Raw genomic sequence first — 21,344 nt, forward strand, 5'->3', positions numbered from 1 at the left:
GCAAACTGGTGGAAACGACAAAACATTCTCACACTCTGAGGAGCCCGCCGCAGGCGGGCGTCTCGAAGGGCGAGGCCCCAGTCGTGGCCTCATGGTTCGAGACGCGCCGCGAACGATGAGCTCGCCTGGCAATTGACTTGATCAGCGCGGCGCTCCTCACCATGAGGATCGAAAGCCGAGCGCGGCACTGCGCATTGGACCATGAACACGCAAGGGAGCCGATGGAGAGCCCGACGGGCAAATCGGGGCCTGCGCGAAAAGTCTGTCCAGCCCTCCCGCAAAAAATAAACCGCTTGGCAACTTCGTAAAATCAGCATTACAGTCCAGCCCGTTCCGTTGCGTCGGAGGGGACGTATCGCGGTCGTCATGGACGTCGGCAGCGGAATGCGATGGGCGTGTGTCGTTGCAGCGTGATCAATCGCGCCGACGAACAATGATGCACGCACGGTCAAGTCGCGCGGTCCTGGCACCCCGATGCTGGTGTCCCCGCGGCGGCGCGCGGAAAGCGCGTCGTCGCGCACGGTGGCCAAAAGCCGGCGCACCGGGGAGAACGCGAAGCAGCCGTGAAAACCATTGCGCAGGGAGGGCCGGGCGTTTTCGGCCAGACCTGTGGTACCTGCCGCCTGCATTTTTTTCCGCAGGCGGGCCACGGGCGCGGCCAGCGCCCGGCCTTCCCTGCGCCCTCTGTTGTGAAGAGGGGCATGAGGTCAGCATCACCTCGGGCGCAGCGCGCCGCGGGAATGAGGATGCGTGTGCCCATTCCGAGGCTGCGGGCAACCCGTGGCCCGTAGGAGGCGAGCAACCTCTGCGACCTCCACTGTCGTCCAGGACAAGCGTGCGTCGCACGCGCAGATCCGGGATCCACAATCCCAGGGAAAAGTTGTTGCGCACGATGTCGGCCCCGTCTTTCCTCACCACATCCGCCGCGGAGTATGGGTCCCTGCGTTCGCAGGGACGACAGCCGAGATTGCTGAGGCAGTGCGCCTCACACCGGCAGTGCGATCGAGTATTTCACCTGGCTCAGCGCGAAGCTCGACTCGATCGAGGCGATGCCGTCGAGGCGGGTCAGCTTGCTCTTCAGGAACGCTTCATAGGAGGAGAGGTCGGCGGCGACGACCCGCAGCAGGTAGTCGCGGTTGCCCGTCATCAGATAGCATTCGAGCACCTCGGGCCAGGCCGAGATCGCCTTTTCGAACCGCTTCAGGTCCTCCTCCTTCTGCCGCGCCAGCTTGATCGAGATGAAGACGGAGACGTGCAGCCCGAGCGCCTTCTGGTCGACGGTCGCGAGATAGCGGGTGATGACGCCGCGTTCCTCCAAGAGCTTGACACGGCGGTGGCAGGGCGACACGGACAGGCCGACCTTGTCGGCGAGCTCCTGCATGGTGATGCGGCCGTCGGCCTGGAGATGGCCGAGGATCTTGCGGTCGATGGCGTCGAGGTCGGGCATTGGGATCAATTCGCTGAAATTGTCTTCGGAATAGGAAAATATCCCAATAGGTCACAACTGCACGCGAAAAATTGAGAATTATGGGCGGTGCAACGGGATTAAAATCGACGAACGCAACACGATCCCCTGGGGAGCCGCGCGCCATGGCCACGCCATCCGCATCGTCAGACCGTCTCGACATCCTGAACGCGCTGGCCCGCAAGGCGCTGTGGCTGTCGTCCTGGACCATTCACCATGCCAACCACATCCGGCCGAACACCGACGGCTTGAAGGTCGGCGGTCACCAGGCGTCCTCGGCCTCGCTCGCGACCATCATGTCGGCGCTGTACTTCTCGGTGCTGCGCCCCGAGGACCGCGTCGCGGTGAAGCCGCATGCGAGTCCGGTGTTTCATGCCATCCAATATCTGTTCGGCCGGCAGACCCGCGAGAAGCTGGAAAACTTCCGCGGCTTCAAGGGCGCGCAGTCCTATCCCTCGCGCACCAAGGATATCGACGACGTCGACTTCTCGACCGGCTCGGTCGGCCTCGGCGTTGCACAGACACTGTTCTCCTCGCTGGTGCAGGACTACGTCAAGGCGCATGGCTGGATGAAGGATCGCCGCGAGGGCCGCATGATCGCGCTCGTGGGCGACGCCGAGATGGACGAGGGCAACATCTTCGAGGCGCTGGCCGAGGGTTGGAAGCACGGCCTGCGCAACACCTGGTGGATCGTCGACTACAACCGCCAGAGCCTGGATGCAGTGGTGCGCGAGGGCCTGTGGGAGAAGTTCGAGACCATGTTCCGCAATTTCGGCTGGGACGTGGTGATCGTGAAATACGGCAAGCTGATGCGCGAGGCGTTCGCGGAGCCCGGCGGCGAGGCGCTCAGGCGCTGGATCGACAATTGCCCGAACGCGCTGTACGCGGCGCTGTGCTTCCAGGGCGGCGCCGCCTTCCGCAAGCACATCCAGGATGAGATCGGTGACCAGGGCGAGGTGACGCGGCTGCTCGACAAGCGCAGCGACGACGAGCTGCTGGCGCTAATGAGCAACCTCGGCGGCCACGACATGGCGAGCATGCTGGAGGCGTTCGAGTCGATCGATCACGACCGTCCCGTCTGCTTCATCGCCTACACCATCAAGGGCGTCGGCCTGCCGTTCCAGGGCCACAAGGACAACCACGCCGGCCTGATGACGGTCGCGCAGATGGAAAAGTACCGCGCCCAGCAGAACATCCGCCCCGGCTGTGAGTGGGACAAGTTCGAAGGCCTGACGCAGGACCCGGCCAAGCTGGAGGCATTTCTTGCCGCCGTGCCGTTCAATCGTGACGGCCGCAGGCTCGATGACGCCGTGTTCGACGTGCCGGAGCGGCTGACCTTCACCGCTGCGGCGCAGATGTCGACGCAGCAGGGCTTTGGCCTTGTTCTCAACGATCTCGCGCGCAGCGACACCGCGATGGCCTCGCGCATCGTGACGTCGTCGCCGGATGTCACCGTGTCGACCAATCTCGGCGCCTGGGTCAACCGCCGCGGCCTGTTCGCGCATGCCGAGAAGGCCGACCTGTTCCGCAGCGAGAAGATCCCCTCGACCTTCAACTGGGCCGCCTCGCCGAAGGGCCAGCACATCGAGCTCGGCATCGCCGAGATGAACCTGTTCATCATGGCCTCTGCGCTCGGCCTGTCGCATGCCATCAATGGCGCCCGGCTGTTGCCGATCGTCACGCTGTATGATCCCTTCATCGAGCGCGGCCTCGATGCGCTGAACTACGCCTGCTATCAGGATGCGCGCTTCATGGTGGCGGCAACGCCGTCGGGCGTGACGCTCGCGCCGGAGGGCGGTGCGCATCAGTCGATCGCGACGCCGCTGATCGGCATGGCGCAGGACGGGCTGTCGTCGTTCGAACCGGCCTTTGTCGACGAGCTTGCCGCGATCATGAAATGGGGCTTTGCGCACATGCAGGCCGCGAGCGGCGAGGGTGGCTCGCTGTATCTACGGCTGTCGACGCGCACGATCGACCAGCCGCAACGGATCATGACGCCGGAGCTGGAGTCCGACATCGCCGCCGGCGCCTATTGGCTGCGCAAGCCGGGTCCGAATGCGGAGGTCATCATCGCTTACACCGGCGCGGTCGCCCCGGAGGCGATTGAGGCGACCGGCCTGATCGGCGAATCCCGGCGCGACGTCGGCCTGCTCGCGATCACCTCGGCGGACCGGTTGCACGCGGGATGGACGGCGGCGCGCAGCCTGCGCCGGCATCGCCGCGGCACGCAGCATCTCAGCCACATCGAGCAGCTGCTGGCGCCACTGCCGCGCGATTGCGGCATCGTCACCGTCATCGACGGTCACCCGGCGACGCTCGGTTGGCTCGGCTCGGTGCGCGGCCATCGCGTCGAGGCACTGGGGGTGGAGAAGTTCGGTCAGACCGGGACGATCGACGATCTCTACCGTCACAACGGCATGGACGCGAATGCGATCATCGACGCCGCCGAAAGCCTGACCGGCGCGCCGGTGCGGCATCGCAAGATGGCGGTGTGATGCGGGGGCTGGATACAGTTGCGCCGTCTCCCCCACCTGGATGAAGGAGACGGCGTCGCAACTTGGATCAAAAACCACGTGCTGAAAAGCGTCGTCAATAAAGGGTCGTCAGTAAGCACGGACAAATCGTTTGGTGATGAAACGGTGTCCGATGTCGTTCGGGGCCGGCGATCTACGGGGGTGAGATTAGCGAAGAGGACCGGGCCGGGATGTGAAGCAGTTCACATATCGAAAATGAATCTTGAAATGAATTTGGGGGAGGGCTCTGCGAAGCGGCCTCCGGCTTGAATTCTGTAGGCCGGAAAACCCTCACATCGCTTTTGCTGCGATGCAAAAGAGGGGCGTCGAGATGCAGCGGCGGCCGAGCTTGCGCCGGTCGCGGGCTTGATCCTATATCCGACCGACGCAACCCCGGTCCCCGCATGTGGCGGGTTCATCCCGCGGATCGTTCGTGCCAGGATGCCGGCCCGCGCGCTGCCGCCCCTCCCATATGCTTCCACGCGAAGAGGTTTTCCGATGGTCAATCGCCTGCAATTCTACATCGACGGCGCCTGGGTCGATCCGGTCGTCAAGAAGTCCACCCCGGTCGTCAATCCTGCGACCGAAGAGGCGATGTACGAGGTTGCGCTGGGCTCCAAGGCCGATGTCGACAAGGCCGTCGCGGCCGCCAAGCGCGCCTTCGAGACCTTTTCGCAGACCTCGCGCGAGGAGCGCGTCGCGCTGCTCGAAAAGATCATCGCCGTCTACAAGGGCCGCATGAAAGAGATCGGCGCCGCCGTCTCCGACGAGATGGGCGCGCCGCTGCCGATGGCGGAGAAGCTGCAGGCCGGCGCTGGTCTCGGCCATCTGATGTCGACGCTCGATGTGCTGAAGAAATACGAGTTCGAGGAGACGCTGCCGGCGTCCGTCGTGGTGCGCGAGCCGGTCGGTGTCGTCGGCATGATCACGCCCTGGAATTGGCCGCTCAACCAGATCGCCTGCAAGGTCGCGCCGGCGCTCGCAGCGGGCTGCACCATGATCCTGAAGCCGTCGGAGTTCACCCCGACCTCGGCGCTGATCTTCGCCGAGATCCTGCATGAAGCCGGCGTGCCGAAGGGCGTGTTCAACCTGATCAACGGCCTCGGGCCGGAGGTCGGCGCCGCCATGAGCGAGCATCCCGACATCGACATGATCTCGTTCACCGGCTCGACCCGCGCCGGCATCGACGTCGCCAAGCGCGCAGCACCGACCGTGAAGCGCGTCAGCCAGGAGCTCGGCGGCAAGTCGCCGAACGTGATCCTGGAGGGCGCCGACCTGGTCAAGGCGGTGACCGGCGGCGTCATGCACATGTTCAACAACTCCGGCCAGTCCTGCAACGCGCCGTCGCGCATGATCGTGCCGGCCGCGCGGATGAAGGAAGTGGCGGCGATCGCGAAGGGCGTCGCCGACAAGACCAAGGCGGGCGACCCGCGCGGCGAGGGCACCACGATCGGCCCGGTCGTCAATCGCGGCCAGTGGGACAAGATCCAGGCGCTGATCAACAAGGGCATCGAGGAAGGCGCCACGCTCGTCGCCGGCGGTCCGGGCCTGCCCGAGGGCGTCAACAAGGGCTTCTATGTGCGCCCGACCGTCTTCGCCGACGTCAAGCCGGAGATGACGATCTCGCGCGAGGAGATCTTCGGGCCTGTGCTGGTGATCATCGGCGCGAGCGACGAGGCCGAGGCGGTTAGGATCGCCAACGACACGCCCTATGGTCTCGCCGGTTACGTCTCGGCTCCGACGATCGAGAAGGCCCGCGAGGTCGGCCGCAAGATCCGCGCCGGCAACGTCAATCTGCAGGGCGTCCCCAACGACCGCACCGCGCCGTTCGGCGGCTACAAGCAGTCCGGCAACGGCCGCGAATGGGGCAAGTTCGGCCTCGAGGAGTATCTCGAGGTCAAGGCGGTCGCAGGCTACAACGCGGCTTGATCGCGTGAGGGCGCGTAGGGTGGGCAAAGCGCAGCGTGCCCACCGTTCGCGCCGACAACAAAGCTGGTGGGATTAACCCCCCAACGCGCCCTGCGTGTTCACGTAGAGCGCGTAGATCGACTGGCTGGCGGCCATGAACAGGCGGTTGCGCTTGAGGCCGCCGAAACAGACATTGGCGCAGCGCTCGGGCAAAGCGATGCGGCCGATCGGCGCGCCGTCGGGCGCGAACACCATGACGCCGTCGAGCTCGGGGTTGCCCATGCCCCAGCCGCACCAGAGATTGCCGTCGACGTCGCAGCGCATGCCGTCCGGCGTCCCCGGCCCGGCATCGATGTGAACGCGCTTGTTGGTCAGCCGCGTGCCGTCGGCGGAGACGTTATAAGCGAGGATCTTGCGGGTCGGGACGCCGCGGGATTCGACGACGTAGAGGATGGATTCATCGGGCGAGAAGCACAGCCCGTTCGGACCCAGCACGCCCTCGGCGACGATCGTGGCGTGGCCGGTGGTGCCATCGATCCGGTAGACATGGGTGTCGATCTCCGGCTCGGCCTTGTAGCCCTCGTAGTTGCCGAGCAGGCCGAAGGTCGGATCGGTGAACCAGATCGAGCCGTCGGACTTGACGACGACGTCGTTCGGCGAATTCAGCCGCTTGCCGTCGAAGGAGTCTATCAGCACGGTGATCGAGCCGTCATATTCGGTCCGGGTGACACGGCGGCCGCCGTGTTCGCAGGTGACGAGCCGGCCCTGACGGTCCCGGGTATTGCCGTTGGCGAAGTTGGAGGGCTTGCGGAACACCGACACCGCGCCGGTCTCCTCCTCCCATTTGAGGATGCGCTGATTGGGAATGTCGCTGCACAGGAGGTAGCGCCCGTCACCGAACCACACGGGTCCCTCGGCCCAGCGCAGGCCGGTCGCCAGCCGTTCGACGGCCGAGAGTTTGAGCCAATATTTCTCGAACCGCGGATCGAGCGCCTGAATCGCCGGATCGGGATAGAAGGTGGCAGGGCGAAACCCCTGAGCGTGAGCGTTTCCGTCGGACATTTGGCCGGTCCCGTTATTGTGCGTTGGCGATCTCTGCTATCATTGGCCAGCCACGACCGCAAACCTGCGGCGCGAACACGAGGGATGAAATGCCACGTATCTTGATGACCGGCGCGAGCGGTGGGATCGGCTCCTCTTTGCGGAAGCTGCTGCCGCCGATCTATCCGGACCTTCTGCTCAGCGACCTGAAGCCGCCGGCCGATCTCTCCAGCCAGGAGACGTTCAAGGCGGCGGATCTGGCTGACCTCTCCCAGGTCGAAGCGCTGTGCGAAGGCGTCGACGGCATCATCCATTTCGGCGGCTATTCGGTCGAAGGTCCCTGGAACGACATCCTGCAGGCCAACATCATCGGCGCTTACAACCTGTTCGAGGCGGCGCGTCGCAAGGGTGTCGAGCGTGTCGTGTTCGCGTCGTCGAACCACGCGGTCGGCTTTTATCCGCGCCACCGCAGAATCGACAACGACGTGCAGCCGCGTCCCGACGGCCGCTACGGTGTCAGCAAGGTGTTCGGCGAAGCCGTCGGCTCGCTCTACGCCGACAAGCATGGGCTGAAGGTGACCTGCCTCCGCATCGGCAATTTCGGCGACAAGCCGCTCGACAAGCGCCGGCTGTCGATCTGGCTGAAGCCCGAGGATCTCGTTCAGCTCTGCCGCATCGGGCTCGAACATCCAGGCATTCATTTCGAAGTGCTCTACGGCGCCTCGTTGAACGAGCGGGCCTGGTGGGACAATCAGCGCGCCTATGACCTCGGCTATCGCCCGACCGGCCGCGCCGAGGATTTCCGCGAGCACGCTCTTGCCGAACAGGCCACGCTGCCCGCCGATCCCGTCGGCGACTATTTCCAGGGCGGCGCGTTCTGCGCCACCGAGTTCGACGGCGACACCAGCCGGATCATCGATTGGGGCTGATGCATCGTCTCCGAATGACAACAAGAAACAGATAACAAAAACAGACAGCAAAAGAGACTGACATGACTGACGGCCTGCGCAAGGGACTGACTGCTTACGGCGATGCCGGCTTCTCGCTGTTCCTGCGCAAGGCCTTCATCAAGGCTGCCGGCTACTCCGACGATGCGCTCGACCGGCCGATCGTCGGCATCACCAACACCTACAGCGACTACAATCCCTGCCACGGCAACGTGCCGCAGATTCTGGAGGCGGTGAAGCGCGGCGTCATGCTGTCGGGCGCGATGCCGTTCGTGTTTCCGACGATCTCGATCGCCGAAAGTTTTGCGCATCCGACCTCGATGTATCTGCGCAACCTGATGGCGATGGAAACCGAGGAGATGATCCGCGCCCAGCCGATGGATGCCGTGGTCGTCATCGGCGGCTGCGACAAGACGCTGCCGGCGCAGATCATGGCGGCGGTCTCGGCCGATCTGCCGACGGTGGTCATTCCCGTCGGTCCCATGGTGGTCGGCCATCACAAGGGCGAGGTGCTCGGCGCCTGCACCGATTGCCGGCGTCTTTGGGCCAAGTATCGCGCCGGCGAGATCGACGACAGCGAGATCGAGGCGGTGAATGGCCGGCTCGCGCCGTCTGTCGGCACCTGCATGGTGATGGGAACGGCCTCGACGATGGCCTGCATCACCGAGGCGCTCGGATTGTCGTTGCCGATGAGCGCGACGATTCCGGCGCCTCATGCCGAGCGCTTCCGCTCCGCCGAGGCCAGCGGCCGCGTCGCCGCCGCAATGGCCAAGGCCAAAGGGCCGAAGCCGAGCGAGCTGCTGACTCCGGCCGCCTTCAAGAATGCGCAGGTGGTGCTGCAGGCGATCGGCGGCTCGACCAACGGCCTCGTACACCTCACGGCGATCGCGGGGCGCACGCCGCATACGATCGACCTCGATGCGTTCGACCGCATCGGCCGCGAGGTGCCGGTGCTCGTGGACCTCAAGCCGTCCGGCGATCACTACATGGAGCATTTCCACCATGCCGGCGGCGTGCCGAAGCTGATGAAGCAGCTGGGCGATCTCATCGATCTCGATTGCCGCTCGATCACCGGCCAATCGCTGCGCGACATCGTGGCCGCCGCCGAGGATGTCCCGGGCCAGGACGTCATACGCTCGCGCGACGACGCGATCAAGCCCGAGGGCGGGCTCGCGGTTTTGCGTGGTAACCTCGCGCCGCGCGGCGCCGTCATCAAGCATTCGGCCGCGAGCGTCAAGCTGCTGCAGCACACCGGGCGCGCCGTCGTGTTCGAGTCGATCGAGGACATGACCCTGCGGGTCGATGATCCCGATCTCGATGTTTCCGCCGACGACGTCCTGGTGCTGCGCAACGCCGGGCCCAAAGGTGCGCCTGGCATGCCGGAGGCGGGGTATTTGCCGATCCCGAAAAAGCTCGCGCGCGGCGGCACCAAGGACATGGTGCGCATCTCCGATGCGCGCATGAGCGGCACCGCATTTGGCACCATCGTGCTGCACGTCACGCCGGAATCCGCCGTCGGCGGTCCGCTGGCGCTGGTGCGGAGCGGCGACATGATCCGGCTCGATGTCGAAAAGCGCAGCATCGACCTGCTGGTCGACGACGCCGAGCTCGACCGCCGCCGTGCTGCCTTGGCACAAGCGGCGACGCCGGAATGGGCCGAGCGCGGCTATGCGCACCTGTTTCATGAAACGATCCTGCAGGCCGATGACGGCTGCGATTTCGATTTCATGCGCCGGAAGGGGAAAGGGTGAGCGCCGTCCTACTTGCGCTTGCTGGTAAACCGCTTCACGGCGGCGCGGAATTCGTCCGTATGCATGCAAGCGATGATCGCATCACGCTCGGCCCCGAGCTGGTCTTCGACCGAACTCGCGGGGGCGCGATGGATCAGCGCCTTGGTCGCCGCGATCCCCGCTGGCATATTTTGCGCCAGCCGCTCGGCCAGCGCCTGGGTGGCCGCGGCGAGTTCGCTAGCAGCGACGACCTTGGCGACCAGGCCCCATTCATAGGCCTGCGCGGCCGTGAAGCTGTCCTCGGCCAGGAAGATCTGCAGCGCGCGCTGGACGCCCACGGTCGCGACGACGCCGACCGTGCCGCCGCCATCGGGCGACACGCCGAGCTTGGCATAGGCCGGCGTGAAGCGCGCCTCCTCGGCGGCGATGCAGAGATCGGCAGCGAAGGCGAGCGACAGGCCAGCGCCGGCTGCGGAGCCGTGCACGCTCGCCAGCGCGATCTTGGGCATGCGCCGCAGGCTCGCAATGAAAGCATGATAGTGGTGCAGCAGCTCGCTCACGACCGGTGTGATGGTATCGCTCTCGGCGGCCGCTCCGATGGTTTGCAGGTCGCCGCCGGCGCAGAAGGCGCGGCCTTCGCCCCGCAGGATCAACACCCGGATAGTCTCGTCGGCCTCGACCTGGGCGGCGAGCCGCTCCAGGCGCCGGGCGATGGCGAGATTGATGGCGTTGAAGGCCGCCGGACGGTCGAGCGTGATGGTCGCGATCGGACCGTCGATGCCGAGGCGGGCGGGTTCCGCTGCTGCATCCGACATTCATTCCTCCCACGTTTGATTGTTGCCGCATTTAAACCGCACTGCGGGACGGTGACAATGCCGGGGAAGTCTGCGACAACCCGGCCTGAACGCCGATGAACAAAATGGGGCAGGGAGCAGTGACGAAGGGACCGGTTGTGATCGTGGGGGCGGGGCATGCGGGCTTTCAGCTTGCGACCTCGCTGCGTCAGGCAGGCTTTGCCGATCCGATTCATCTGATCAACGACGAGCCGCATCTGCCCTACCAGCGTCCGCCGCTGTCGAAGGCCTATCTCAAGGGCACCGGCGGCCCCGAGACCCTGATGTTCCGGCCGCAGAAGTTCTACGCCGACCAGACCATCGATCTCGTCCATGACCGCGTCGTCTCGGTCCAGCGCGAGGCGCGCAAGGTGCTGCTCGCCTCCGGCAAGACACTGGACTATGGGCACTTGGTATTTGCGACTGGTGCACGCAATCGGCTGCTCGACATTCCCAACGCCAGTCTTCCTGCCGTCCGATACCTGCGTATTCTCGACGACAGCGAAGCGCTCAGGGGCCTGATGGGCGATGCCAAGCGGGTGGTCGTGATCGGCGCCGGCTTCATCGGCCTCGAATTCGCCGCCACCGCGCGGATCAAGGGTCTCGAGGTCGACGTGCTCGAACTCGGCGCGCGGGTGATGGCGCGGGCCGTGACGGCCGAAATCTCCGACTACTTCCAGAAGCAGCACGCCGATGCCGGCGTGCGCATCCATCTCGGCGTGCAGGCCACCAGCATCGAGGCCGACGGCAACAAGGTCACCGGCGTCAGCCTGAGCGACGGCCGGCACATTCCCGCCGATCTGGTCGTCGTCGGCGTCGGCGTGCTGCCGAATGTCGAACTCGCGGCGGAAGCCGGATTGCAGGTCGCCTCGGGCATCGTCGTCGACGAATATCTGCTCACCAGCGATCCGCACATCTCGGCCATCGGCGACTGCGCGCTGTTCGCCAGCCCGCGCTTCGGCGGCACCTTGCGGCTGGAGTCGGTGCAGAACGCCACCGATCACGCCCGCTGCGTCGCGGCGCGCCTCACCGGCGACGTGAAGGCCTATGACGGGCAGCCGTGGTTTTGGAGCGACCAGGGCAACGACAAGCTGCAGATCGCGGGGCTCACCACGGGGTATGATCAGGTCGTGCTGCGCGGTGATCCCACGCAAAAGGCGTTCTCCGCATTCTGTTACAAGGAAGGCAGGCTGGTCGGCATCGAGTCCGTCAACCGTGCCGGCGACCACATGTTCGGCCGCAAGCTGCTGGCGGCGGGCGGCAGCGTGGACGCGGCGAAGGCAGCCGATCCCAGCTTCGACCTGAAGAGCGCTCTCGCCTAGAGCAGCGCGCGCACCTCCTCTGCCGACGGCATCGAAGGGCCGGCGCCCATGCGTTGCACCGAGATCGATGCAGCGATGTTGGCATAGGAGATCGCATCCGCGATCGCGGCGCCCTGCGACAGCCGCGCCGCCAGCGCGCCGACGAAGCAGTCGCCGGCGCCGGTGGTGTCGACGGCCTTCACGCTGCGGCCTTCGACCAGCGTCGCATCTTCGCCCACGACCGCGACCGCGCCGCGCGCGCCGAGCGTGACGCAGATGATCTGGTCGATGCGGGGCCGAAGCGCCCGAACCGCGTCCTTGACCTGCGGCAGGGTGGGCGCGTCGCCGAGTTCGATGCCGGCGAGAAAGCCGAGTTCGGTCTCGTTGAGCACGAGAATGTCGACAATCGCGAACAGCGCGCCGTCGAAGGCGCTCGCGGGGGCAGGGTTGAGGATCGTGCTGGCGCCGGCGGCTTTCGCCCGCAGGAAAAAGGCCGCGATCGTCGCTTTCGGAATCTCAAACTGACTGACGGCCACGTCGCCCGGGGCCAAGGCGACCCGCGCCACGTCGTCGGCGCCGACCTCGGCATTGGCCCCCGGTATCACCACGATGGTGTTGTCGGCGTTGGCCAGCGTGATGATCGCGGTGCCGGTCGACGCGCCGGCGCTGTCCTTTACCGCGCCGAGATCGATGCCCTGAGCCGTGAGGAACGCGCGCAACTGCTCGCCGAACGCGTCACGGCCGAGTCGGCCGATCAGTGACGTCGGCGTGCCGAGCTTGGCCGCCGACACCGCCTGGTTGGCGCCCTTGCCGCCATGGAAGTACATCACCGACCGGCCGGCGACGGTCTCGCCGATGCGCGGATGGCGCTCGGCCGTCGCCACCACATCCATGTTGATGCTGCCGGCGACGACGACGCGCCCCATCCGCTCTCTCCCTCACACGCCGCTAGACGCGGGCTTCGAATTCCTGCCGGACGAGTTCGATGTCGGCGAGCGTCGGCAGGCCGGCCTCGTTGCCGAGCTTCTGGATCTTGAACGTCGAGGCCGCGCGCGCGAACTCGAAATGCTCCTTCCAGCTCTTCGCCGGATTGGCGAGATACGAATAGACGTAGGCGCCGTGGAACACGTCGCCGGCGCCGTTGGTGTCGATCACGCGTTCGCGCGGGATCGGATAGGCCGGCAGCGTATGGACCGCGCCGGTCTCGTCATACCACAGCAGGCCCTTCTCGCCCTGGGTCACGCCGCCGATCCGGCAGCCGCGCTCCTTCAGGTAGTCCAGCATCTTCTCGGGCGTGAGGTCCATCTGCTCGCACAGGCGCTCGGCGACGATCGCCACATCGATGTATCCGAGGAGCTCGTGCGTGTTGGTGCGCAATCCGCCGCCGTCGAGCGAGGTCAGGATGCCGGCCTCGCGGCACAGTTTGGCATAATGCAGCGCGGCGTCGGGCTGGTGGCCGTCGATGTGCAGTGCGCGGCAATTGCCGAGGTTGAGCAGCGGAAAGGGATGGATGTGCGCATCGTCGCGGCAGCGGACGATGGCGCGCTTACCGTCCTTCGGCATGATGAACGACAGCGACGACGCGTTGACCTTCCGTGGATGTACGGAGATGCCGTATTTCGCGGTCATGTCCTGGAACATCCGCCCGAGCCAATCGTTCGCCACCGTTGCGATCAGATCCGGCACGATTCCGAGTTTGGCGCAGCAAAATGCCGCGGTGACCGCATTGCCGCCGAACGAGACGGCATAGTCGGATGCGACGTGTTTCTCGTCCCCGGTCGGCATATGGTCGGTGATGAACGTAACGTCGATGTAGGTTTGTCCGATGAAAAGGGCCTGCATTGGCATTTCTGTCTCACTAAGGGGTGATTGCGGCCCCGGCGCCGCAGATTAGCAAGCGGTTAAAGCGGATCAACGCTGAAATTCTTCGTCAAATCGTCACCATGGTGGTTGAGATCGGTCCGGCGCAACCAACGGCCCCCTGCCGCCGCCGCCCCGGTCGCGCTATGGTTGTCGGCCTGCACGTGTGCAGATTCGGGAGTGGAAGATGACTGTCTATGCGGGACCGGTCTTCGAGATGGCCGCGAACCAATTCAACGTGATCGCCGACCATCTTGGCATCCCAGCCGACGAGCGCGACCGGTTGTTGCTGCCCAAGCGGGCGATCACCGTCTCGTGTCCGATCCATCGCGATGACGGCACGATTGCCGTTTACGAAGGGTACCGCGTTCAGCATCTTCTGACGATGGGGCCGACCAAGGGCGGCACCCGTTTCGCGCCGACCGTCGACATCGGCGAGGTCGCCGCGCTCGCGATCTGGATGAGCTGGAAATGCGCGCTCGTGGGCTTGCCCTATGGTGGCGCCAAGGGCGGGGTCAACGTCGATCTGTCCAAGCTGTCGAAGCGGGAACTTGAATCGCTGTCGCGGCGCTACATGCAGGAGATGATCCCGTTCGTCGGTCCGCATACCGACGTGATGGCGCCGGACATGGGGACCAACGAGCAGGTGATGGCGTGGTTCATGGACACCTATTCCATGTATCAGGGCCAGACCGTGATGGAGATCGTCACCGGCAAGCCCGTGTTTTCCGGGGGTACGCTCGGCCGTCGCGAGGCCACCGGCCGCGGCGTTGCCCATGTGTCGCGCCGGGTCATGGACGTGCTCGGCATCGACCCGACCAGGTCCACCGCGGTCGTGCAGGGCTTCGGCAATGTCGGCTCCTATGCCGCGCTCGGCTTCCACCAGATGGGCATGAAGGTGATTGCTGTCAGCGATCATACCGGTGCGCTCCATGATCCCCGCGGCCTCGATATTCCGGCCCTGATGGAGTACGCGAGCGCGCGCGGCAGCATTGCCGGTTTCTCCACCGAGCTCGCCTTCGATCCGAACCAGCTCCTGACCCTGGCTTGCGACATCCTCGTTCCGGCGGCGGTCGAGCGCGTGATCGACGCCAAGGTGGCCGCGAATCTGAAATGCCGGATCATCGCCGAGGCCGCCAACGGCCCGACGACGCCGGATGCCGATCTGGTGCTCGACCAGCGCCGCAACGAGATCTTCCTCATTCCCGACATTCTCTGCAACTCCGGCGGTGTCGTCGTCAGCTATTTCGAATGGGTGCAGGACCTGCAGCAGCTGTTCTGGGAAGAAGAAGAGGTGATGCGCCGCGAGTACCAGATCCTCGACCGCGCCTTCGAGCGGATGGTGACGCGGGCCAAGGCCGACGACATCTCGCATCGGACCGCAGCGATGGCGATCGGCGTCGAGAAGGTGCGGGCCGCCAAGAACTCGCGAGGACTGTTTCCGTGATCACCGGCCTCGACCACGTCGTCGTCCTGCTGCAGGACATCCAGACCGGCAGCGCCGCGTTCGAGACGCTGCTGGCACGCAAACCGTCCTGGCAGAATTCGGGCGAGGGCGCCGATCGCGTCCTGTTCACGCTCGACAACATGACCTTGGAGCTGATGGCGCCGGTGGGGCAGAGTCCCGCCGCCGACCGTATCCGCAACGTCCTGAAGATCTGGGGCGAAGGGCTCGCCAGCATCTGCTTCTCCACTGCCGACATCGGCAAGATGCATCGCCGGCTGGAGCGCGTGGCGCTGAAGCCAGCCCCGATCACCGAGGTCGACAACACCGACCGGATTTCGGGCCAGACACTGCATTGGAAGCGCACGCGCGCGATGACCGACCTGACGCGCGGCGTGCGCATGTTCTTCCTGGAACTCAGCCAGCAGCGGCCGCCTTCGGAAAAGACCGCCGACTCCGCTGTGCTCGGCCTCGACCACATCGTGGTCTCGACCGAGGATCCGGAGCGTGCTGCGGCGCTCTATGGCGCCCGGCTCGGGCTCGACATGGCGCTCGACCGCACCCATCAGGAATGGGGGCAGCTGATGTTCTTCCGCTGCGGCGACCTGATCGTCGAGGTGGTGAAGCGGCCGGTCGCCGGCAACGACAAGACGAATGACAAGCTGTGGGGCCTGAGCTGGCGTGTGGCCGACATCGAGGCGACGCGCGCACGGTTGCTGGCCGCCGGCCTGCAGGTCTCGGAACCGCGCGCGGGCCGCAAGCCGGGCACGCGGGTGATCAGCCTTTACAGCGGCACCGCCGGCATCCATACGCTGATCCTCGAGAAGGCGCCGCGCGCCGCCGAGTGAAGCGGTTCGATACGGCTGTTCGAGATCTCTCCTCTCCTGGCCGGAAGCGCCGCAGATGCGTTCAGGCGATTGTCTCGCATCGGCTTGAAAGCCGAGCGGCCAGGGGCCTCGCCCTTCGAGACGCCTGCCTTTGGCAGGCTCCTCAGAGTGAGGGTCAAAGGCCGCTGGTTGGGACGGCAATGTCGGCAATCGAGACGCCGTCAATCGAATTGAGTGCGCCAGGTCCTGTCGATGAGCACGCGGTCCATGGTCCAGGTGCAGCGCCGGTTTCGGAGCTGGCGCCTCATGGTGAGGAGCGCTGCAGGCGCGTCTCGAACCATGAGGCCTGGGACAGCGCAACTTCATCGTCGCTGGTTGGGCGGTCGAGGACAAACCGTTTCCATCGGAGGTCAGTAGGACGTGGTATAGGTCGGGTCGTCTTTCAACGTTCCGTTCCCGCCGATGATGTCGCCATCTGATCATACTGCCGCCGCGTTCAATCCCCGCCGCGTCTTCATGCTCGGCGCGACCGGGACGATCGGCCGCGCCACCGTGCGTGCGCTCGTCGCGCGTGGCCACGAGGTGGTGTGCTTCGTTCGCCCGCGGGCGCGAGCCCAAGGCGAGACGGCGGACGGCGTCATGCTGCCTGCGGGCGTCATCGTCAGGACGGGCGACGTCACCGACCCCGTCTCGCTCGCGCAGGACGGCTTTCGCGGCGAGCGGTTCGACGCTGTCATGTCCTGCATGGCCTCGCGGACCGGCGTGCCGCGCGATGCGCAGGCCATCGACTATCAGGCGCATGTCAACGTGCTCGAAGCGGCGCGACACGCGGGCGTCGGCCAGTTCGTGCTGCTGTCCGCCATCTGCGTGCAGAAGCCGCTTCTGGCCTTCCAACAGGCCAAGCTTTCGTTCGAGACGCATCTCGTCGAGCACGACATGATCTATTCGATCGTGCGGCCCACCGCCTTCTTCAAGTCGCTGTCGGGTCAGGTCGCGCGGGTCAAGCAGGGCCGGCCTTACCTGGTGTTCGGCGACGGCCGCCTGACCGCGTGCAAGCCGATCAGCGACAACGACCTCGGCGCCTATCTGGCCGGATGCCTCGATGACGAGCGCCGCTGGAACCGGGTGCTGCCGATCGGCGGCCCTGGGCCTGCGATCACGCCGATCGAGCAGGGCGAGCGACTGTTCGCGTTGCTCGGACGCAAGCCGAACATCCGGCGCGTCCCGGTGGCGCTGCTCGACGGCATCATCGCAGGGCTCAGCATGGCCGGGTGGATCGTGCCGCGGCTTGCCGACAAGGCGGAGCTCGCCAGGATCGGCCGCTACTACGCGACCGAGTCCATGCTGGTGCTGAACCCCACGACCGGCCGCTACGACGCCGACGCCACGCCGTCGACCGGCTCCGACTCCTTGTTCGACTACTACGCGCAGCTCATTCGCGGCGAGGCCCAGGCCGAACGCGGCGACCACGCGGTGTTTTGAGCCCCGATCTCTCCCCGTCATTGCGAGGGCAATCGCATATGGCGATCTTTCCTTGGTGCCCGTCTGTTTCCACGTCGTCATGGCCGGGCCTGTCCCGGCCATCCACGTCTGTTTGGCCGGGAAAGAAAGGCGTGGATGCCCGGGTCAAGCCCGGGCATGACGGAGTAACTCATTGACGGACTCACTCGGAGCGCGCTCCTCTTTATTCGTACCCGATCACCCCGCCGTCGTTGCGAGGAGCGCAAGCGACGAAGCAATCCAGAGTCGTGTGCGCGGCCCTGGATTGCTTCGCTTCGCTCGCAATGACGATGGTGAGAGTTGTGATCAGCGCGGCAACATCTGCGATGAGGTGCTAGAGACATGCGTTCGCCATCTCGCGGCGCGTTGTCGCGTCCGAGCTTTGCTGTTCTCCTGCCCCCTCCTGAGAGAGGGCACAGGGAATGCCGGGCGCTGGCCGCACCCATGGCCCGCCTGCTAAAAAAATGCAGGCGGCAGGAACCACAGGTTCAGCCGAGAACACCCGGCATTCCCCGCGCGATGGTTGAACGGCTGCTTCGCGCTCTCCCCGGTGCGCCGGGCTTTCTGGCCACCGTTGCCTGTGCGGCGCGTGAGCGCCGGCACGGGCGTGACACCAGCGTCGGGGTGTCAGGACCACGCGACTTGACTGTGCGCATCGCTGCCGTTCGTCCGCGCAGCATGAGCCACGCGCAGCACGCATCCCGCACTCGACGTTCGTGACGACCGCGAAGCGCCCCTCTTGTGAGACGGGACGGGAGTATAAAATCATAATTTCAGATAAAACGAAAGTAGATTTTTCTCGCCAGGAGCTGAATAGGTTGATGTGTTGGAGAGGGCTGGCAAAATGGGTTCTTCGGCGCAGGCCGGCTGGTCGCCGATCATCCCGTGATCGGCGGTCGTGGCCGGCGGATAGCGTTCATGCGCCGACAAATGTGTGCATGTGATTTGCCCGTCGGGTACGGGTTGACAGTCTGCGCCGGATTGACTGCTACACGAGGTAGCAAGCCAATCCGTCTTACTTGTCATTGGCTGACTTGCTCTCACAACCCGTCGACTTTGAATCCGTTCCGGGTCTCCAATGCTTGCCAGTTGCAGGGTCATACCTTCCGCCACCCAGCCGCTCGTGTCCCCATGACATGATCTGGACTAACAGCGGCTCCAGGGATTTTCCCTTTTCGGTGAGATGGTAGGCGTAGCGGACGGGCTTTTGCTGGTACGGCTCGCGGAGCACCAGGCCCCATTCCTCGAGTCGTTTCAGGCGCTCCGACAAGATGTTGGTCGGCACACGTTCTTTGCTATCCTGAAGCGCACCGAACGTATGCTTTCCGTGCCACATCAGATCGCGAACGATCAGCAGCGTCCACTTGTCCCCAACGATGTCCAGCGTCCGCGCAATCGAGCACGTCGACCGGAAATCACTTTTGTTCACCGCCATGTTTTCTTCATCCAACCGGTTTGGATCGACTGGCGTCACGTGCCAAATCCCAGAATAACGTAGATACTTGCGTTTTTAAAGTGTCTCGCCTATTGTCACTTTCAATATGAAAGTGACTGCGGCATTCGTCGCGCCCGGAGGACGGAGTATGTGTCATGAACAAAAGTCTCGCAGCTCATGCGGCAGCTGCCGCGGCTGCTCTCAGTGCCGGTACGGCGGTCGTGGCAACGCGGTTCGTGATTGGTGAAACGGACCCAATCTCGCTGGTCTTCTACCGCTACCTGATCTCGGTCATCTGCTTTGCCCCGATCCTGCCGATGCTCTGGCCACGAGCAGGTCTCGATGCCATCGCGTATGGAAAGATCGCAGGCTTTGGCATTCTGTTCTTTGTCTTGTTTCCTTGGACTTTCAACGCGGCGCTTCAATACAATCCGGCCGCCCGTGGTGCGGTCGGCCTGGCAACGATTCCGATCCAGACATTGCTTGTGGCAACCGCCTTCGGGCGCGAGCGACTGAAGGCCTCCAAAGCCATGGGTGTGCTGCTTGCATTTTCCGGAATTGCCGTCGCCTTCGGCGCGGCGGCATTCGCGCGGAGCGATGGCAGTTATCTCGCCGGCGACGGCCTCATGCTGCTGAGCGGTCTATGCGCGGCGATTTCCTCCGTGTTCGGCCGTTCGACATTGATGCGGCATGGGCCTCTGTTCGTCACGGCGTTGGCTATGGCGTTTGCTGTGACAGCCCTGGCCCCCTTTGTTGTCGTGAAGGGCGCTGGCGCTGTACTTCCCGTCTTCAGCTTTAGAGGCTGGATGGCGATCCTGTTTCTCGGATCCGTTGCCGGCGCACTGCAGTTCTCGCTCTACATGTGGGCCTTGCGCTGGCTGCCGCCAACCACGACCACGCTGTATCTGACGCTCAATCCGATCACTGCGATGGTGCTTGGTATTGCCCTTCTGGGAGAACGGCTGACGCTCGAACTGGTGGTCGGGATGATGCTCGTGCTGGTCGGCATTCTGGTCGGCAGTGGTCTGCACTCGGCATGGACAAATTCAGCGACCGCAAAGACGTAGTTGGATGTGACGCCAGCCGCTTCACCATCGACGTCTATCGATCTTCTCGACGTCGTGTCGGACGCGGGCCAAGTGGACAGGTCGGCGTTACGTGGACGCCTCCCGCTTTTGGGCCGAGATCATCACCTTTCAGATATCAAGCGCACAGGGCGCGCTCATAAACCCGCGAAACCTCACCCTGCCGCCGCGCACCGGCGCGCCATCCAGCTGATAGTCCGGAAACCGCCTCACGAACCGCGCGATCGCCACCGCCCCCTCCAGCCTGGCCAGCGCCATTCCCGCGCATTGATGGGCGCCGGTGCCGAAGGCGAGGTGGCGGTTGGCGAGGCGGGTGATGTCGAAGCGTTCGGGGTCGTCGAACTGGGCGGGGTCGCGGTTGGCGGCGCCGATGCACAGGGTGATGGAGGTGCCGGCGTCCAGCGTCACGCCGCCGAGCTCGACCGGCTCGGTCGTCATGCGGTTGCCGAGCTGGTTCGAGCTCTCGTAGCGCAGGATCTCCTCGACGGCGGTGCGGATCAGGGCGGGCGCCTCGATCAGCTTTCGCCGTTCGGCCGGATGCTGGCACAGCAGGACGAGGCCGTTGCCGATCAGATTGGTCGTGGTCTCGTGGCCGGCATTGAGCAGGAAGATGCAGTTGTGCAGCAGCTCCGTTTCGCTCAGCCGCTCGCCGTTGGATTCGCCTTGGATCAGCCGCGTCAGCACGTCGCGTTCCGGGTTGCCGGGCGTGGCGCGACGGCGGGCGACGAGGCCTTCGAGATAGGCGAGGAACTCCGCGACGGCCCGGTTGCCGCGGTCTAATTGCGCTGGTGACAGCACCGGTTCGAGCGCGCCGAGGATGGCGAGCGACCAGTCGCGCAAGGGGGCCCGCTCGTCATGCGGCACGCCGAGCAGGTTGCCGATCACCTCGATCGGAATCGCCGCGGCGAAATCCTCGATCAGATCGAAGTGGCCTTTCTCCGCGATCCGCTCCAGCAGGCCCTCGACCAGCGCGATGATCGCAGGCTCCATTTCGGCGATCGCCCGCGGCGACAGCGCGCCCATGATCAGGCGCCTGACACGCGTATGTGCCGGGGGATCGTTGAAGACGAGGCTGGTCGTATGGTGCTCGTAGAGCGGCGAGGCGCCGTATTTGGGGGCGAATTCGCGCGTCTTGTCCGATGAGAACGCCTTCGTCCCCTTGTAGGCGGTGACGAGATCGTCATAGCGGGTGAGAAAATACGAGCCGTTGCGCAGGCGCTTGACCGGCGCATGCTGGCGGAGCGCGCGGTAGGTCGGGTAGGGGTCGGCGTAGAACGCCGGGCTGAGGTTCTCGAGATCGAACTCGCTGGCGAGCGCGGCGTCGTCGGTCATCGCTGGTCCTCCCGGCCAATTCTTGGTCTTGTCGGCGCGACCGTGGCACGGCGAACGGCAGAAGAAAATGCGCCGCCGGGGCGCCTCTGCGCCCGCGCCCGCCGTGCCGCAGATCCGCCTTTG

16 protein-coding genes are annotated in these 21,344 nt (G+C 65.1%); 9 read left to right on the forward strand and 7 right to left on the reverse strand.

Features of this window, described 5'->3' with window-relative positions:
* Window positions 1–985 precede the first annotated feature (985 nt).
* Complete coding sequence (locus ACQR1B_RS27750; RefSeq protein ID WP_012042979.1) at window positions 986–1,447, reverse strand: Lrp/AsnC family transcriptional regulator; 462 nt, start codon at window positions 1,445–1,447, stop codon at window positions 986–988.
* 143 nt (window positions 1,448–1,590) lie between these two features.
* Between ACQR1B_RS27750 and ACQR1B_RS27755 the strand changes: the two genes are divergently transcribed.
* Window positions 1,591–3,960, forward strand: coding sequence for a transketolase (locus ACQR1B_RS27755; protein WP_434835702.1), 2,370 nt, complete (start codon window positions 1,591–1,593; stop codon window positions 3,958–3,960).
* 516 nt (window positions 3,961–4,476) lie between these two features.
* Window positions 4,477–5,907 (forward strand): aldehyde dehydrogenase family protein, encoded by a 1,431-nt coding sequence (locus tag ACQR1B_RS27760; RefSeq protein ID WP_434835701.1) that lies wholly within the window; start codon window positions 4,477–4,479, stop codon window positions 5,905–5,907.
* A gap of 72 nt (window positions 5,908–5,979) precedes the next feature.
* On the opposite strand, the gene ACQR1B_RS27765 is transcribed toward ACQR1B_RS27760, so the two are convergent.
* Window positions 5,980–6,948 (reverse strand): SMP-30/gluconolactonase/LRE family protein, encoded by a 969-nt coding sequence (locus ACQR1B_RS27765; RefSeq protein WP_434835700.1) that lies wholly within the window; start codon window positions 6,946–6,948, stop codon window positions 5,980–5,982.
* Between the two features lie 89 nt (window positions 6,949–7,037).
* On the opposite strand from ACQR1B_RS27765, the gene ACQR1B_RS27770 reads away from it, so the two are divergent.
* Together ACQR1B_RS27770 and ACQR1B_RS27775 are read left to right on the forward strand one after the other, a co-directional pair.
* Complete coding sequence (locus ACQR1B_RS27770; RefSeq protein ID WP_434835699.1) at window positions 7,038–7,856, forward strand: NAD-dependent epimerase/dehydratase family protein; 819 nt, start codon at window positions 7,038–7,040, stop codon at window positions 7,854–7,856.
* Between the two features lie 62 nt (window positions 7,857–7,918).
* Window positions 7,919–9,625 carry an IlvD/Edd family dehydratase gene (locus tag ACQR1B_RS27775; RefSeq protein ID WP_434835698.1) on the forward strand — a complete coding sequence of 569 codons (1,707 nt, stop codon included), beginning with the start codon at window positions 7,919–7,921 and terminating at the stop codon, window positions 9,623–9,625.
* An 8-nt stretch (window positions 9,626–9,633) separates the two neighbouring features.
* Here ACQR1B_RS27775 and ACQR1B_RS27780 read toward each other — a convergent pair whose 3' ends face one another.
* On the reverse strand, window positions 9,634–10,419 hold the full coding sequence (locus tag ACQR1B_RS27780; RefSeq protein ID WP_434835697.1) for an enoyl-CoA hydratase/isomerase family protein: 786 nt from the start codon (window positions 10,417–10,419) through the stop codon (window positions 9,634–9,636).
* 104 nt (window positions 10,420–10,523) lie between these two features.
* On the opposite strand from ACQR1B_RS27780, the gene ACQR1B_RS27785 reads away from it, so the two are divergent.
* Entirely contained in the window at window positions 10,524–11,759 is a 1,236-nt protein-coding gene (locus tag ACQR1B_RS27785) for an NAD(P)/FAD-dependent oxidoreductase (protein ID WP_434835696.1), read from the forward strand.
* On the opposite strand, the gene ACQR1B_RS27790 is transcribed toward ACQR1B_RS27785, so the two are convergent.
* Both ACQR1B_RS27790 and ACQR1B_RS27795 read right to left on the reverse strand, forming a co-directional pair.
* Window positions 11,756–12,664: a ribokinase gene (locus tag ACQR1B_RS27790; RefSeq protein WP_434835695.1), complete on the reverse strand. Its 909-nt coding sequence runs from the start codon at window positions 12,662–12,664 to the stop codon at window positions 11,756–11,758. The genes ACQR1B_RS27785 and ACQR1B_RS27790 overlap by 4 nt on opposite strands.
* Before the next feature lie 22 nt (window positions 12,665–12,686).
* Complete coding sequence (locus tag ACQR1B_RS27795) at window positions 12,687–13,580, reverse strand: sugar kinase (RefSeq protein ID WP_434835694.1); 894 nt, start codon at window positions 13,578–13,580, stop codon at window positions 12,687–12,689.
* Window positions 13,581–13,785: 205 nt separating this feature from the next.
* On the opposite strand from ACQR1B_RS27795, the gene ACQR1B_RS27800 reads away from it, so the two are divergent.
* The 3 genes from ACQR1B_RS27800 to ACQR1B_RS27810 all read left to right on the forward strand — a co-directional run bounded on the left by ACQR1B_RS27800 (window position 13,786) and on the right by ACQR1B_RS27810 (window position 17,351).
* Window positions 13,786–15,045, forward strand: a complete 1,260-nt coding sequence (locus ACQR1B_RS27800; protein WP_434835693.1) for a Glu/Leu/Phe/Val family dehydrogenase — start codon at window positions 13,786–13,788, stop codon at window positions 15,043–15,045.
* Window positions 15,042–15,890 (forward strand): VOC family protein, encoded by an 849-nt coding sequence (locus tag ACQR1B_RS27805; RefSeq protein ID WP_434835692.1) that lies wholly within the window; start codon window positions 15,042–15,044, stop codon window positions 15,888–15,890. Before ACQR1B_RS27800 ends, ACQR1B_RS27805 begins: the two co-directional genes overlap by 4 nt.
* A gap of 495 nt (window positions 15,891–16,385) precedes the next feature.
* Window positions 16,386–17,351, forward strand: a complete 966-nt coding sequence (locus ACQR1B_RS27810) for an NAD(P)H-binding protein (RefSeq protein ID WP_434835706.1) — start codon at window positions 16,386–16,388, stop codon at window positions 17,349–17,351.
* 1,033 nt (window positions 17,352–18,384) lie between these two features.
* Here the strand turns inward: ACQR1B_RS27810 and ACQR1B_RS27815 are convergent.
* On the reverse strand, window positions 18,385–18,843 hold the full coding sequence (locus ACQR1B_RS27815; protein WP_434835691.1) for a winged helix-turn-helix transcriptional regulator: 459 nt from the start codon (window positions 18,841–18,843) through the stop codon (window positions 18,385–18,387).
* Window positions 18,844–18,959: 116 nt separating this feature from the next.
* Between ACQR1B_RS27815 and ACQR1B_RS27820 the strand changes: the two genes are divergently transcribed.
* Window positions 18,960–19,871 carry a DMT family transporter gene (locus ACQR1B_RS27820; RefSeq protein WP_434835690.1) on the forward strand — a complete coding sequence of 304 codons (912 nt, stop codon included), beginning with the start codon at window positions 18,960–18,962 and terminating at the stop codon, window positions 19,869–19,871.
* A gap of 129 nt (window positions 19,872–20,000) precedes the next feature.
* On the opposite strand, the gene ACQR1B_RS27825 is transcribed toward ACQR1B_RS27820, so the two are convergent.
* Complete coding sequence (locus ACQR1B_RS27825; RefSeq protein ID WP_434835689.1) at window positions 20,001–21,221, reverse strand: cytochrome P450; 1,221 nt, start codon at window positions 21,219–21,221, stop codon at window positions 20,001–20,003.
* Window positions 21,222–21,344: the final 123 nt, after the last annotated feature.

The organism is Bradyrhizobium oligotrophicum, assembly GCF_051168495.1.
GTDB classification, from domain to species: Bacteria; Pseudomonadota; Alphaproteobacteria; order Rhizobiales; family Xanthobacteraceae; genus Bradyrhizobium; species Bradyrhizobium oligotrophicum_A.